At 40.3% G+C, this 15,582-nt stretch carries 9 protein-coding genes; 8 read left to right on the plus strand and 1 reads right to left on the minus strand.

The genetic code is table 11. From position 1 onward, the window contains the following. The first annotated feature begins 186 nt into the window (after positions 1-186). Complete coding sequence (locus tag BUF11_RS14885) at positions 187-1,212, plus strand: TraX family protein (protein WP_073589633.1); 1,026 nt, start codon at positions 187-189, stop codon at positions 1,210-1,212. Positions 1,213-1,285: 73 nt separating this feature from the next. On the opposite strand, the gene BUF11_RS14890 is transcribed toward BUF11_RS14885, so the two are convergent. Next, positions 1,286-3,220 (minus strand): flagellar hook-length control protein FliK, encoded by a 1,935-nt coding sequence (locus BUF11_RS14890; protein ID WP_073589634.1) that lies wholly within the window; start codon positions 3,218-3,220, stop codon positions 1,286-1,288. Between the two features lie 326 nt (positions 3,221-3,546). On the opposite strand from BUF11_RS14890, the gene gltB reads away from it, so the two are divergent. From gltB to BUF11_RS14925, 7 genes are all read left to right on the plus strand, one after another. Beyond that, positions 3,547-8,106: a glutamate synthase large subunit gene (gene gltB / locus BUF11_RS14895; RefSeq protein ID WP_073589635.1), complete on the plus strand. Its 4,560-nt coding sequence runs from the start codon at positions 3,547-3,549 to the stop codon at positions 8,104-8,106. A 13-nt stretch (positions 8,107-8,119) separates the two neighbouring features. Next, entirely contained in the window at positions 8,120-9,604 is a 1,485-nt protein-coding gene (locus BUF11_RS14900) for a glutamate synthase subunit beta (RefSeq protein ID WP_073589636.1), read from the plus strand. A gap of 252 nt (positions 9,605-9,856) precedes the next feature. Further along, positions 9,857-11,428, plus strand: coding sequence for a B12-binding domain-containing radical SAM protein (locus BUF11_RS14905; protein ID WP_073589637.1), 1,572 nt, complete (start codon positions 9,857-9,859; stop codon positions 11,426-11,428). Next, entirely contained in the window at positions 11,425-12,288 is an 864-nt protein-coding gene (locus tag BUF11_RS14910; protein WP_073589638.1) for an HAD hydrolase family protein, read from the plus strand. The genes BUF11_RS14905 and BUF11_RS14910 overlap by 4 nt, the downstream gene beginning before the upstream one ends. A gap of 82 nt (positions 12,289-12,370) precedes the next feature. After that, positions 12,371-13,879 (plus strand): class I adenylate-forming enzyme family protein, encoded by a 1,509-nt coding sequence (locus BUF11_RS14915; RefSeq protein ID WP_175562075.1) that lies wholly within the window; start codon positions 12,371-12,373, stop codon positions 13,877-13,879. After that, positions 13,866-14,147: an acyl carrier protein gene (locus BUF11_RS14920; protein WP_073589640.1), complete on the plus strand. Its 282-nt coding sequence runs from the start codon at positions 13,866-13,868 to the stop codon at positions 14,145-14,147. The genes BUF11_RS14915 and BUF11_RS14920 overlap by 14 nt, the downstream gene beginning before the upstream one ends. After that, positions 14,110-15,570: a cysteine peptidase family C39 domain-containing protein gene (locus BUF11_RS14925; protein ID WP_073589641.1), complete on the plus strand. Its 1,461-nt coding sequence runs from the start codon at positions 14,110-14,112 to the stop codon at positions 15,568-15,570. The genes BUF11_RS14920 and BUF11_RS14925 overlap by 38 nt, the downstream gene beginning before the upstream one ends. Positions 15,571-15,582: the final 12 nt, after the last annotated feature.

Consider the following 15,582-nt stretch of genomic DNA (forward strand, 5'->3'; position numbering starts at 1 on the left):
AGCCCCATTGGTTTTATGGGAGGTACGTGAGAGTGATTTTATAAGTATGAAATCCTGTTGTATGGAGTATCTTAAAGATAAAGAGGAAAATAAATACTTTGCCATTTTCCCATCCGAATGCTATAATTTAACAAGCGCAGTTTTTCACAGTATGTTCAGGTATTTACTTATCATAAGGAGGAATATATGGAAGATATTAGAGCAGTACCTTCTTTCCCGGAAGAAAAGATAAGGAAAAGAGGCATACCGGGAAGTACTTTAAAGCTGATAGCAATTTTTACAATGCTCATAGACCATACCGCTGCCGTGATATTAGAACAGATACTGGTGTCCAGAGGTTTTTTTGTTGCCTATTCCAATGCGTCCTTTGATAGTACAAATATTCAGATATATCAGATATATGAGTGGATGAGAAATATAGGCAGGATTGCATTTCCTATTTTTTGTTTTTTGCTGGTAGAGGGCTTTCGGTATACGAGTAATAAGAGAAAATATGCAATAAGGTTGGGGCTGTTTGCACTTGTTTCAGAAATTCCCTTTGATCTGGCTTTTTATGAGAGGCTTTTTTATTCCTATCACCAGAATGTATTTTTTACTTTACTCATAGGTTTTTTAGTGATATGGGGATTTCAGTTAATTGGAAGTAAATTAAGAGATAGAAAATGGCTTCCATTACTTTCCGCTGCCGGGGCAGCAGGAGCGGGATGGATTGCTTTTACCTCTCTGCAAAACGGAATGTATACGTATAACACTTTTATGGCCGGATTTACCGGCGAAGAGCTTTCTTCGGTAAGCTTTTCTATGGAAAAAAATGCAATGATTGGAACAGTAGTTGTTGTAGGAGCTGCCCTTTTGACAATGTATCTGGTACGAAGCAGAAAAGAAGAAATGGGTGTATTTCTGGCCGATTGTGCGGTACTGGCAGCGGGAATGCTGCTTGCTGATTTTTTGAATACGGATTATAGCGGCTTTGGGGTACTTACTATAGCTGTTATATATGCCCTTAGAAGAAATCCGGTTTCCTCCGGTGTAGGAGGATATATTGTATTAAATGTCATGTCTCTTTCAGAACTTGCCGCAATTTTTGCCCTGGTACCGATAGCCCTATACAATGGGGAGAGAGGATTAAAGCTGAAATATATATTCTATGCTTTCTATCCTGTTCATTTGTTTATACTTTACCTGATATGCAGGGCAATGAATATTATATAGCACTTAGAACCAGATATATCCGATAATATTAGCCGCAGCAAAGGGGTGTACCGAAAACCCTTACTGCGGCTTTTTATGCCCGGATATCAAAATGGTAGCGCTTTTTTTCTATAGAGCGAACAAAAGGGCCGCGGTTTAGTGAAAGAAGGTGTTCTTTGACCATAGCGGCAGGACTATTACTCTCTTTTGCCCTGTTATAAAATTCCGTTCTAACCTGATAACCCTTATCTTTCAGCTTTGCTTCAAGGGTTTCCATGTGGGAAGAAAGAAGTTCCTTTATTTTCTTATTCTCAAGATAGAAAGAATTCTTAAGCTGGTTCTGTTTCAATTCAATTGCCACATCTACAGGACCCAGGTTATCCATTTTCAGATGGAGGACAACTCTTACACCTTCGGTGATATCAAGTTCTGATTTTTTGTTGGAATAAACATAGAGTTCACTGTCTGCATATTGACTCTTTAACTTTACAGGAAGCTGAAGGTAAGCAAAGAGGTTGTTTAAAGTGTTCATGAAATTTACAGTATCCGTTATGTGGGCTGTCTGGCTTTGCAGAGCAGAAGCTTCCTTAAAAGAAGTGTTTTCCATAAGTTCTCTGATATCATTTAACTGCGTTAAAAGACTTTCGTAATGGGAACTTATAGCGGCGGGCTTTGCAAACTCCTGGGGAGATATGGACCACTGGGACAAAAGGGAGGAAGAAAGGAGGTTGTTAAATGCTTTGGAGGAAATAATCTTTTCAGCACTCTTTTCAGTAAAATCAGAAGTTCCTGACAGAAAAGGCTTTAATTGGGAAAGAAGTTCTCCGGCAGAAATATTTCCCTGCGTCAGCCCATGGGTTATGGCATCCGGCAGAGTGCCCGAAGGAAAATTCTCCTTTAAAAGGCTTAGAAACTCCAGTCTTTCCTCTCTGGTAAGTATCCTGCCAATACTGTCCGGAGTATCAAAGTTTCCTTCCGTGGCTTTGTCCATTGAGACAAGCAGCTTATTAATGATATCAGAATCAAGCTCCGGGAGCCTGCTCTTAAGTGTTCCGGGCAGCAGCCTGGCATCTTCTCCCAAGGTAAGGGAAGATAATCCCGTGTCTTTTAACAAAGGCGAATTATCTCCAAGGAAATGAAAGATTTCAGAAAGGCCCATCCTGCCCGATAAAATATCCGCAGTATCCCCGGGAGTGGCAGTGTAAAGCTGTGAATTCTGCAAATTTTGTGCAAGGGCATTTCTTTCCTCCTGATTAAGAACATCGGAAAGCAAAGGAGCAGCCTTGCTAACAGACTCCTCTGCTATACCGGCGGAAGGAAGCAGGATGGATAAGAGCTTATATTTTGAAGGTGTATCTCCCCCGTCTGAAAGTGCCCTGATAATATTCTCTGAAAGACTGTAAAGCTCTGCAGAAACTTTTCCGCTGGAATTTAGAAAGCTTTCCATAAAGGTAACATTGGTATTATTAACCGGAAGACCGCCTCGGTTTAAAAATATCAGAGTTTTCAAAGGGCTGTCAGGAAATTGCAGCATCTGTTTTGACAGGACAGTCAATGTATTCTTATCAATAGACATGCCGGTTTTTAATAATTCCGCCACCATGCTTTTGTTTCTGTCGCTTTTATTTAAATTAGCTGCTTCTAAAGCTTTGTCTATGGTAGATTCCAGATATAGGTCAGAATCGGGAGGAAGGATTTTAAGGATAAGGGATTGGGAAGAAGCATCCTCTACACGGAAAGTTACCTTGCTGCCGATGGATAAATCAATTCCATCTGCTGCCAGCCTTCCTTTAATTACCTGCCCATCCTCTAATTTAACAGTGACTTCATTATTCTTTAGATCAATCACTTCACCCTTTATTACCTGGCCTTTTTCCAGACCGGCAGGGGAAAAGCTGCCTGCAGGGGAATTGCCTCCCGTCTGGGAGGAGCCGGAAACACTGTGGGAGGAACTGGGCCCGGTAATGCCGTTATTGTTCATACCAGTTGTATTAATAGTATTTGTATTTATGTTATTATTACTAACCATAAAGGGCCTCCTTTTATTCTTTCGGGTGTTCTATATCTGTTTATATCGGCCGATTTACCATTATACCACACGCCGCTTAATAAAATAATGTTATCGAGGGAAAAAACTTTATAAAATAAATAAAATTTCAAAAAAAGATTGCATTTTTCTGCGGCATATATTATAATCTGTTACAGAACAAAGGCGTTCTTGAAGAAAATGTAATTCAAGGATGCCTTTTTTGTATGAAAAATTATCCGTTACCTCTTTACAATTATTCATGGAGGTAATCAAAGGGCATGTTGATTTAAAAAAGCAGGTAAATTTAGAAGAAGAGAGGCGTGCGAATGGACAGATATGGCGTAGAAGAGACAAAGCGTACACAGACGGGACTGTATGACCCCAGATTTGAACATGATAACTGCGGTATTGGTGCAGTTGTCAATATCAAAGGCGTAAAGACCCATGAAACAGTAGCCAATGCATTGAAGATTGTTGAGAATCTGGAACACCGTGCCGGAAAGGATGCGGAAGGAAAGACCGGAGATGGTGTCGGAATCCTGCTTCAGATATCCCATAAGTTTTTTGTGAAGGAAACAGAAGCGCTTAATATCAATATTGGCGGAGAAAGAGATTACGGTATTGGTATGTTTTTCTTTCCCCAGGAGGAGCTTAGCAGGAACCAGGCAAAGAAGATGTTTGAGATAATCGTGGAAAAGGAAGGCATGGAATTCTTAGGCTGGAGAGAGGTTCCTACTGTTCCCGATATTCTGGGACATAAGGCTGTGGAATGTATGCCCTATATTATGCAGGGCTTTGTTGGGAGACCTCATGGTGTGAAGAAAGGGCTTGATTTTGACCGTAAGCTCTATATTGCCAGAAGAGTGTTTGAGCAAAGCAACGATAATACCTACGTAGTGTCCCTGTCCAGCCGTACCATTGTATATAAGGGTATGTTTTTGGTTAAGCAGCTTCGCAGGTTCTTTATGGATCTTCAGGATGAAGCCTATGAATCTGCCATTGCCATTGTTCACTCCCGTTTTAGTACTAATACCAATCCAAGCTGGCATAGGGCACATCCCAACAGGCTAATTGTGCATAACGGTGAAATCAACACCATCAGAGGAAATGTGGATAAGATGCTTGCCAGAGAAGAGACCATGCAGTCCAAGTACTTAAATAAGGAGCTGCATAAGATTCTTCCTGTTATTAATACAGAAGGTTCTGATTCTGCCATGCTTGATAATGCCCTGGAATTCTTAATCATGAGCGGAATGGATTTACCCCTTGCCGTTATGATAACCATACCCGAACCTTGGGCCAATGACCAGAATATGAGCCAGGAAAGGCGGGACTTCTACCAATACTATGCAACTATGATGGAGCCCTGGGACGGCCCGGCCTCCATCCTTTTCAGTGACGGTGATATTATGGGAGCAGTACTTGACCGCAATGGCCTAAGACCGTCCCGCTACTATATCACAGATGATAATCATGTAATCCTTTCTTCTGAAGTTGGTGTATTAGACATTGCTCCGGAAAAGATCGTGAAAAAGGAAAGGCTTCGTCCCGGTAAAATGCTCTTAGTAGATACAGTTAAAGGCCGTGTTATTGATGACGAAGACTTAAAGAACAGCTATGCCACCAACAGTCCTTACGGCGAATGGCTGGACAGCAATCTTGTCAAATTAAAGGATCTCCACATTCCGAATAAGAAAGTGTGGGAATACAATGACGAGGAAAGAGCAAGGCTTCAGAAAGCATTTGGCTATACCTATGAGGAATACAGAACTACCATTCTTCCCATGGCAAGAACCGGCGGGGAACCTGTCGCAGCAATGGGCGCTGACGGTCCTCTTCCCATACTGTCAAAGAGCAATCCACCTCTTTTTAGCTATTTCAGACAGCTCTTTGCCCAGGTAACCAACCCCCCCATTGATGCTATCAGGGAAGAAATCGTTACTTCCACCGATGTTTATATCGGTGAAGACGGCAACCTTCTGGAGGAATGTGCAGAGAACTGTAAGGTCCTTAAGATTCATAATCCTATCCTTACAAGCACTGATTTGTTAAAGATTAAATCCATGAAGATACCGGGCTTTAAGGTGGAAACTATTCCTATCATATACTATAAGAATACTTCTCTGGAGAGAGCTATTGACCATATATTTGTAGAAGCAGACCGTGCTTATAAGGACGGAGCTAATATCTTAATTCTTTCTGACAGGGGTGTGGATGAAAACCATGTAGCAATACCCGCCCTTCTTGCCGTATCCGCCATGCAGCAGCACCTGGTAAGAACAAAGAAGAGAACGGCAGTCGCTATGATATTGGAGAGTGCGGAACCAAGGGAAGTACACCACTTTGCAACTCTTTTGGGCTATGGTGCCTGTGCGGTAAATCCTTACCTTGCCCAGGAATCCATCAAGCAGTTGATTGCAAGCAATATGTTAGATAAGGATTATTACGCAGCAGTAAATGATTATAATAAAGCTATCTTAAAGGGAATCGTTAAGATTGCTTCCAAGATGGGTATCTCAACGATACAGTCCTATCAGGGCTCCAAGATATTCGAAGCTATCGGTATCAGCAAAGAGGTAATAGATAAGTATTTTACCGATACCGTAAGCCGTATCGGCGGAATTACCATCAAGGATATTGAAAAGCAGGTAGATGAGCTTCATACCAAGGCATTTGATCCTCTTGGACTGAATACGGATTTAACCCTTGAAAACAGCGGACACCATAAGCTAAGAAGCGGTAAGGATGAGCACCTTTATAATCCCCAGACCATTCATCAGCTGCAGAAGGCTACCAGAACAGGAGATTATGAAGCCTTTAAGGAATATACAAAGCTCATTGAAAAGGAAGAGGAAGGCATTAATTTAAGAGGTCTTCTTGAATTCAATCTTCCTAAGAACGGCATTCCCATTGAAGAAGTAGAAAGTGTGGACTCTATTGTAAAACGCTTTAAGACCGGTGCCATGTCCTACGGTTCTATTTCACAGGAAGCCCATGAGACTCTTGCCATTGCCATGAATATGTTAGGAGGCAAGTCCAACAGCGGTGAAGGCGGTGAAAGTCTTGAACGTCTTACAACCGGAAAAGATGGTTTAAACAGATGTTCCGCTATTAAGCAGGTAGCTTCCGGGCGTTTTGGCGTTACCAGCCAGTATCTGGTAAGTGCAAAGGAAATCCAGATTAAGATGGCACAGGGAGCAAAGCCCGGAGAAGGCGGTCAGCTTCCGGCGGAGAAGGTATATCCCTGGGTAGCCAAAACAAGGCATTCAACTCCCGGTGTAGGATTAATCTCCCCGCCCCCCCACCATGATATCTATTCCATTGAGGATTTGGCGCAGCTAATCTATGACCTTAAGAATTCCAATAAGGATGCCAGAATTTCTGTTAAGCTGGTATCAGAAGCAGGTGTTGGAACCGTTGCTGCCGGTGTCGCAAAGGCAGGAGCACAGGTTATCCTCATATCCGGCTTTGACGGCGGTACCGGAGCAGCACCCAGAAATTCCATCCACAATGCCGGACTTCCCTGGGAGTTAGGTCTTGCAGAAACCCATCAGACCCTTATAATGAATGGTCTGCGTTCCAGGGTAATGGTAGAGACTGACGGTAAGCTGATGACAGGAAGGGATGTTGTGATTGCCGCACTTCTTGGAGCAGAGGAATTTGGCTTTGCCACAGCGCCCCTTGTAACCTTAGGCTGTGTAATGATGCGTGTGTGCAACCTGGATACCTGTCCGGTAGGCGTTGCCACCCAGAACCCGGAACTTCGTAAGAACTTCAAGGGCAAGCCGGAATATGTAGTAAACTTCATGCGCTTTATTGCACAGGAAGTAAGAGAATATATGGCAAAACTTGGTGTCAGAAAGCTTGAGGAATTAGTCGGAAGAAGTGAGCTGTTAAAAGAAAAGGAAGCTGTTAATACAGGAAGAGCTGCACGAATCGACCTCTCGAAGATTCTCAACAATCCTTTTGACGGAAATACCGAGGAAGCGCATTTTGATCCCAAGAAGATATATAACTTTGAGCTTGAAAATACCATTGATGAAAAAGTACTGTTAAAGAAGCTTAAGAGCGCTATTGCTTCCGGACAGTCTAAGACCATTGAGACCCAGGTCTCCAATATCGACCGTACCTTTGGGACCATCTTAGGTTCCGAGATAACAAAGGCACATGGAACTTCCTTAGAGGATGATACTTATGTCATCAAATGTCAGGGAAGCGGCGGACAGAGCTTTGGTGCATTTATCCCGAAAGGGCTTACCCTTGAACTCTCCGGTGACAGCAACGATTACTTCGGAAAAGGTCTTTCCGGCGGAAAGCTTGTGGTATATCCTCCAAAGGGAACCAGATTCGAAGCGGATAAGAATATTATTATCGGAAATGTTGCCCTGTATGGTGCTACCAGCGGTAAGGTATTCATAAATGGTGTGGCCGGTGAACGTTTCTGTGTTCGTAACTCCGGTGCCAGTGCCGTTGTAGAAGGCGTTGGTGACCACGGCTGTGAGTATATGACAGGCGGAAGAGTTGTGGTGCTTGGTACAACAGGAAAGAACTTTGCAGCCGGCATGAGCGGCGGTATAGCTTATGTACTGGATGAGGGCAGTAACCTTTATAAGAAGCTCAATAAGGAAATGGTGTCTATGGAGTCTGTATCGGAGAAATATGACGTACTGGAATTAAAGAGTATGATTACCGAGCACGTTAAGATGACAGGTTCTGTTAAGGGCAAAGATATCCTGGATAACTTTATGGATTATCTGCCGAGATTCAAGAAAATCATTCCTTACGATTACAGCCGTATGCTTATGACCATCGTCCAGATGGAGGAAAAGGGCTTAAGCAGCGAGCAGGCACAAATTGAGGCATTCTTTGCCAACACCAGGGGCTAGGAGGTAAGAAGCAATGGGAAAACCAACAGGATTTATGGAATATGACAGAAAGCTAAGCAAAGGGCTGGCTCCTCTTGAACGTATAAAGAATTTTAATGAATTCCACATTCCTTTATCCAAGGAAGAGCAAAAGATACAGGGGGCAAGGTGCATGGATTGCGGTGTACCCTTCTGCCAGTCAGGAGTCATCTTAAACGGTATGACCTCAGGCTGTCCTTTAAACAACCTGGTACCGGAGTGGAATGACCTTTTATATAACGGAAATATGAATCAGGCCTTAAAGCGTCTGTTTAAGACAAATAATTTCCCTGAATTTACCGGGCGTGTATGTCCGGCTCCCTGTGAGCCGGCCTGCACCTGTAATGTGGCAACCAGTCCGGTATCCATTAAGGAAAATGAATTAAGCATTATTGAAAACGGCTATAAATCAGGCTTTGTTACCGCACAGCCTCCCAAAGTGAGAACCGGCAAGAAGGTTGCTGTTATAGGCTCCGGTCCCTCCGGTCTTGCAGCAGCAGACCAGTTAAATAAAAGGGGGCATCAGGTAACTGTGTTTGAACGCTCTGACCGTATCGGCGGATTGTTGATGTATGGTATCCCGAATATGAAATTGGAGAAACACATCATAGAACGCCGGATAGAAATCATGAAGGAAGAAGGTATTACCTTCGTTACCGGAGCAGATGTCGGCAAGAACTACAAAGTTTCTGATATCAAGAAGGAATTTGGCAGTATCATCCTTGCCTGCGGAGCTTCAAAGCCAAGGGATATCAAGGCACCTGGCAGAGAAGCCAGGGGAATCTGCTTTGCTGTGGATTTCTTAAAGGGTGTTACCAAGAGTCTCCTTGATTCTAACTTTAAAGATAATGCCTGTATCAATACAAAGGGTAAGAACGTGGTAGTAATCGGCGGCGGTGATACGGGAAATGACTGTGTGGGAACCAGCATCAGACAGGGAGCAAAATCCGTTCTTCAGATAGAAATGATGCCTAAGCCACCGGAAAACAGGACCGAAGATAATCCCTGGCCTGAATGGCCTAAGGTTCTAAAGACCGATTACGGCCAGGAGGAAGCCATTGCCGTCTTCGGCCATGACCCCAGAGTATATGAATCTACCGTAAAGGAATTTATCGCAGATAAGGACGGCAACCTCACAAAGGTTAAGGTAGTAAAGCTTTGCAGTAAATTTAATGCCGAAACCAAGCGTTTTCAGATGGAAGAAGTTCCTGGCAGTGAATATGTGGTGGACGCAGATTATGTATTTATTGCAGCAGGCTTTTTAGGAACAGAAGAATATGTGGCAAAGGCCTTTGGCGTAGAACTAAATGCCAGAACCAATGTTGCAACGGAAGAAGGCAAATACCGGACCAGTGCAGATAAAGTATTTGTGGCTGGTGATATGCACAGAGGCCAGTCGCTGGTGGTATGGGCTATCAGAGAAGGCAGGGAAGTTGCAAGGGCCGTAGATGAACATTTGATGGGATACAGCAATTTGTAGAGAAGATGCATTACCTGTAAGTTTCACAGGCTTTGATGAAGATGAAATTGAAGTTAAAATAGAGGTAACCGGCAGAATTTGGCCGGTTACTTTTTTGTTTAAAATAGAACTGGGATAAACAAAAATATACAATAAATGGCAATATATTTCATGCATATATATGCAAATGTATGCTATTATTAAAATGTAATATTTTAGTAAAAAATGCACTTTTATGTAATGAAAATAAGTAACATAGAAGGGAAATCAATAATGAGAGAAAATCAAATCCTGCTGGTCAATTTTCATAATTTTGATAAAAAATGCTATGAAATGGAAGAAGCCTTAGGGCTGCAATATATCGCTACATACTTAGAGAGCAAAGAAATACATTCAGAAGTATGTGATACGGCCATTGTTACTATATCGTTGGAAAATATAGTAGATAAAATTGTAAATCAGGACTATTTAATTGTTGCTTTCTCAATTTATCAAACAACCTATGATTATACCAAACAGGTTATAGCAGAATTGTTGAAAAGGCATTACAGGGGACATATTATACTGGGAGGGTATTTTGTTTCTCTGGCTTATAAAGAAGTTCTGTCTGAAATCGGAGATTATATTGACTGTATTATCTTTGGTGAAGGAGAGCAGGCTTTTTATAATTATGCAAAGCGTATTATTAAAAATGAGCCGTGGAAGGATTTAAAAAGTGTAATATATAAGGAAAATAATAAAATTATAGTTAATGACAAACTAGAATTGATTTATGATTTGGATACAATACCAATACCTAAGAGGGAAAAAATGCAATTTAGGAAATTGGCCAAAATATACTCCAGCAGAGGATGTTATGGGAGATGTGCATTTTGCAGTATTTATTGTTTCTTTGGATTTGATAAAAAGAAATGGAGAAGCAGAAGCGTAGAAAATATTATTGAAGAAATAAAATATCTGCTGGAAGAGCATGGCATTAAAAGTTTGTATTTCGTTGATGACAACTTTATGGGGCTTGGCAAAAACGGTAAGGAAAGAGCATACAGATTGGCGGAGAGCATTATTGAAAATAACATTAAAGTTACATATAGCGTAGAGTTTCGGGTGAATGATGCCGATTATACTGTAATCTCCAAAATGAAAGAAAGCGGCCTGCGGAAAATATTTTACGGCGTGGAAAGCGGTGTACAAAAAGAGCTGGATTTACTTAATAAATTTACTACAACGGCCCAAAACATAGAAGCAATTAAAATGACATACCTGGCAGGAATTGAACCGAATATTGGATTCATTATGTTTACGCCATATACTTCCTTTGATGAAATCCTGGAAAACCTGGAATTCCTGGAAGGATTGATTCAATATAACTGCTTATCAAACAGCATGATAAAATCAAGATTAATCATACAGCCGGGATTTGATATCTATGAGAGATTGAAAGCAGAAAATAGAATTATCTGGGATAATACAACATATCAATATGTTTATGAATTTGTTGATAAGAAAGTTGAATTATATTACAGCATACTTGTAAGCAACTATAATACGGATATCGGTGGATTGAATGCTGATTTGGCGCAAATAAAAGATGAGTTGTTTATTTGGGATTTGTATGATGACAAATGTTATGAATACCAGTGCATAAGGCAATTAGAAAGGGAAGTGTTTCTTATAGAGCTGGACTATGCAAAGGAAATTGCACGGATAGTTGATGAAAACCAACCGGAACAGATAGATACTTTAAATTATACGATAAGCCAAAAAGTGGATACTGCTTTAAAATTATATAATAATTTATTAAAAGACGGCAGGTTTAAAAAATATATGAAGAAGGTACCGGAATGATAAAGGCAATCGTATGCAGCTTTGATAATCTGTTTTTGCGCGTGTCAGATGACGAAAAGCAAATAATGGCCAGACAGCTTGGGGAAATTCGAAAGGAAAGCATAAAGCTGGTTAATGTCAGCGGAAGAACAATAGAACAAAGCAGAGAAATCTTAAGCCGGTATGTGGATGAAATTGATTTATACGGATTAAATGGTGCACAAACGGAAGAAAACAGGTATAATATATCCTCTTTTTTTAAAAAGGCTCCCTTGTATAAAATACTGGATGAATGCGACAGAAAGAATGTATACTATAGAATTTACTGTGAAGATGGAATTGTTTCAAAAGAGCTAAATAATCTATACAACATTATCACAGAGTATGCCACTCGGCAGCAGGGGAGCGATATTCAAAAAATCGAAAGAATAGTTCATTTTTATGAGGTGCTGTATAAGGGTACACATCTTTGTCCGGATGTAATCCGCCATTTGGAAGAAAAAAATATCAATGTAGTTAAGCTTGAAATTGTTGATCCTAATCCGCCGGTTATAAATCATTTTTCAAAGTTTTTATCTGCTATGCAGGATGTCAATTATTTCTCTGCATGTGATAATAATCTGGAGGTTATGGACAGCCATACGGGAAAGGAAGGAGTACTGGAATTACTCAGGGAGCATTATGCAATTAAAAATAACGAAGTACTTTCTATTGCACAGGATGACGGTGAAAGAAGATTGCTTTGGCAATCCGGATATAAAGGCTGTTTAATAAAGGATTTTCAGAAGTTTTGGCAGGAAGAAATATTTCCGGTTGATTGCAGTAAGGATGATAGTATTATCGGAATATTAGAGAAAGTTAACAAGGAGGGCAAAGGTTGAAAGAAATGAGTTTTCAACCTTGCGTATTTGGGCCTATTCCCGTTTTGGGAAGGCTCAAAACGGGAAAGGCATGGGTATAAAGATGAATAAAATATTATTTGAAAAATTAAACAACCGTAAAGATGAATTATATTGTATCGACCATATACTGGAAGAAAGGATTATGACTTCGGATTTAAGCAGCGAATCCATTTATGTTGCAAATTATTTGTGGAAAAAAGGAGTTAGAAAGGGAGATAAAGTTGCTATTATTTTAAACCAGGAATATGGCTACCATATTTTGAGCCTGTATTTTGCGAATATCTGGATTGGTGCGATTAGTGTGCCAATCAGCCCCGGCTATAGCGGAGAAGAAAAAGAATTTGTATTGGGAAAGTGTGATCCCAAGGTGATTATTACAACAGAGGACATCATAGATAAGCTTTCCGTAAAATATGCCGGCGTTACGGAGTTTATCGATATTAAGCAGCTTTTGGCAGGGATAAGGAAAGAAATGCCAGATGAACTGGTATTCTCAATGCCTTCCCTGGAAGGTGATGATGTACTGGCAATACTTTTTACGGCAGGTACGACCGGACATGCCAAGGGAGTATGCATGTCAGTTAATACTCTTGTTGTAAATCTAAAGAAGAATGGCGAAAGATTTGGATATGATTCCAAAACAAGAATGATGCTTATGAGTCCGCTGGTACATGCAAGTACTATAACACACGCAATAATATTACCGGCATTATTTGGATTTTCAGTAGTATTAAATGAGATATTTAATCTCAAGCTATGTTCAAGGTTTTGGGATATCGTTGAAAAAGATGAGGTTACGGTGGTATTATCAGTACCTTCGATGCTGGCATCCATTCTGCTGTTTAAAAATCATTTTCATCATAATCTTGAGCATTTTAAGTATTTTATGTGTGGATCAGCAGTTTTATTGGAGAGCCTGCAAAAGGAGTTTGAGCAAACCTTTAAGGTCAGGGTGAATGAGTTTTATGCCAGTACGGAAACCGGCATAATTGCCACAACCTTACCGGATGAAACTATTTCGAACAGATGGAAGCCTTTGGAGGGGACTACCGTAAAAATTTCGGATGACGGAGAAATATTGGTGAGTTCGAATTACTTATTTAAGGGATATGTAAAAGATGAGGAGGAAACACAAGAAAGCTTGTTCCGGGATGCTAATGAAAATATATGGTACAGAACGGGAGATGTGGGAGTGATTGATGAACAGGGATTTTTGAAAATTACAGACAGGAAAAAGGATATTATTATTAAAGGAGGCTTTAATATATCTCCCAAGCAGGTGGATTCTATCATTATAAAGCATCCGAATGTAAGCGAAGTTGCAACGGTTGGGGTTCCCAGTGAAATGTATGGTGAAGAGGTGGTAGCGGCTGTTCAGGTAAAACAGGAAAATCAGAATAGCGAAAATGAACTGCTGCAGTATTGCAGAGATAATATGAATTCAATGATATGCCCGTCCAAAGTGCTTATATTGCCGCAATTGCCAAAAACGAATATGGGGAAAATTGATAAAAAGAAGATACAAAGTATGATTACCTGCAAAAAGGAGGAATCATATGGAAAATTATGAAGATGTCATAAATATTCTGCGTCATTATGCAAGGGAGGACGTGATAACAGCCGAGACAAGGATTGATGAATTGGGAATTGATTCATTAAATCTGATCCGTTCAATTATTGAGTTTGAGAATCTTTTCAATATTAATTTTGAGGCGGAAAAGTTAAGCCAGGATTCTTTTACTGTGGTTAATGATTTGGTGCAGTATATTCATGCAAAGATTGGAGAAAAAATAACGGGATATGAAGGAGTTCAATATAATACATACAAGCTATTTTGATTGCCTGGAGGACTGCATTGTCAGTATGCTGAATTATTATGATAAGAAGTATGATTTTATTTTTTGCCGTTCCTGGCGTGTCATACCATGGGAAGAACAAACCTATAATGCGTTCAATATTAAACCGGATATCCAAAATATTAAATATTTGTTGGAAAAGTACTATCATGTACATTTACAGGAAAATATATTTCATAATTGCAATGAATTCTGTGGGTTTATGGAATTACAATTAAAAAAAGGCAATCCCGTTATAGCAGGGGTAGATATGTACTCACTTCCCTGGTCCGGTTATTGCGGTAAAATACATGAATTACATTATATTGTCATCCATGGCATGACAGAGGATAGACGGTATATTACGGCAGATATAACGCAAAATATGCAATCAGTAGTTCTTACTGTTGATGATATCAGCATGATTCGCCACACCTACCACTTTGAACTTAACGGAGAAAAGGAATTTTCACCTGACACCCAAGTCATTATTGATGAATGCAAATCACAGCTTCAAACGGATGTAGAAGTAAAGAATGGATACCGGAAGCTGCGGGAATTTGCCGAAAATTTTTGGGATTATAAAGAGGAGATACAGGTACATAGCGGCGCAATTGAAACAAGTCCCTTTTTAAAATACCTATTGTCGTTATCAAAAGGAAGAATTGCATTTGCAAAAATTTTGGAGGCGGCGGACAGAGAAGAATATTATGATATCATCACTTCCTTGAAAAGTATTGGGGCGCAGTGGGGAAATTTCAGACTTCAGATAATGAAGGCCTTAATCCAAAATACTGATTCGGATACCGCAGGCCTGTCCGGTCATCTAATTGAACTGATTGAAGGCGACGAGATGCTTTACCGCAGCTTTACAGATGATTTTCATGCTGCCGGTAATAATCATTATGGGAATGCTTCAATAGCGGTTGATAAAGAGCAGACTTTCGAAGCAGAGGTCATCTTGGAAAAGTATTTTAATAATACTGGTTTTGGCAGTTACAGGAATTTTGAAGGATTAGGATTTGACGGCTGCGGTTTCTTCTATGCGAAGGATGATAAACACAAAGAAGATAATATTTCATGCAGAAGTCAAAAAGTTGTTATGAATGCAAAAGATGCTATTGGAATTAAGCTATGGGGCAGTGCGGAAAAGGGGAATTTCAGTGAAAAGTTTATCATTGCTTCGCAAAACAAAGAAAAAGAATACAAGCTAAATTTTTCGGATTGGAGAGAAGAAAGTATTTTTGGAGAAAAGATCGTTAAAACCTGCCAATGCCTCAATTCCAAAACTGGCAAGAACGAAGGGGACTGTTATATATTTGAACAGACTATCAGATTTGAGACTGATTTTATTTCTTATATTATTTTACCGGAATGTGAAAATATCCATCTGTTTCGTATTCTGGCAATCCGAATGAAATCCTAGGGACTTTATTTG

This window comes from Anaerocolumna xylanovorans DSM 12503 (genome assembly GCF_900143645.1).
Classification (GTDB): domain Bacteria; phylum Bacillota; class Clostridia; order Lachnospirales; family Lachnospiraceae; genus Anaerocolumna; species Anaerocolumna xylanovorans.

What these genes read in the sequence shown, in the direction of transcription:
- BUF11_RS14915 (WP_175562075.1), top strand. Translation starts at nt 12,371, where the DNA reads ATGAATAAAATATTATTTGAAAAATTAAACAACCGTAAAGATGAATTA.
- BUF11_RS14885 (WP_073589633.1), top strand. Translation starts at nt 187, where the DNA reads ATGGAAGATATTAGAGCAGTACCTTCTTTCCCGGAAGAAAAGATAAGG.
- BUF11_RS14920 (WP_073589640.1), top strand. Translation starts at nt 13,866, where the DNA reads ATGGAAAATTATGAAGATGTCATAAATATTCTGCGTCATTATGCAAGG.
- BUF11_RS14910 (WP_073589638.1), top strand. Translation starts at nt 11,425, where the DNA reads ATGATAAAGGCAATCGTATGCAGCTTTGATAATCTGTTTTTGCGCGTG.
- BUF11_RS14925 (WP_073589641.1), top strand. Translation starts at nt 14,110, where the DNA reads ATGAAGGAGTTCAATATAATACATACAAGCTATTTTGATTGCCTGGAG.
- BUF11_RS14890 (WP_073589634.1), bottom strand. Translation starts at nt 3,220, where the DNA reads ATGGTTAGTAATAATAACATAAATACAAATACTATTAATACAACTGGT.
- gltB (WP_073589635.1), top strand. Translation starts at nt 3,547, where the DNA reads ATGGACAGATATGGCGTAGAAGAGACAAAGCGTACACAGACGGGACTG.
- BUF11_RS14900 (WP_073589636.1), top strand. Translation starts at nt 8,120, where the DNA reads ATGGGAAAACCAACAGGATTTATGGAATATGACAGAAAGCTAAGCAAA.
- BUF11_RS14905 (WP_073589637.1), top strand. Translation starts at nt 9,857, where the DNA reads ATGAGAGAAAATCAAATCCTGCTGGTCAATTTTCATAATTTTGATAAA.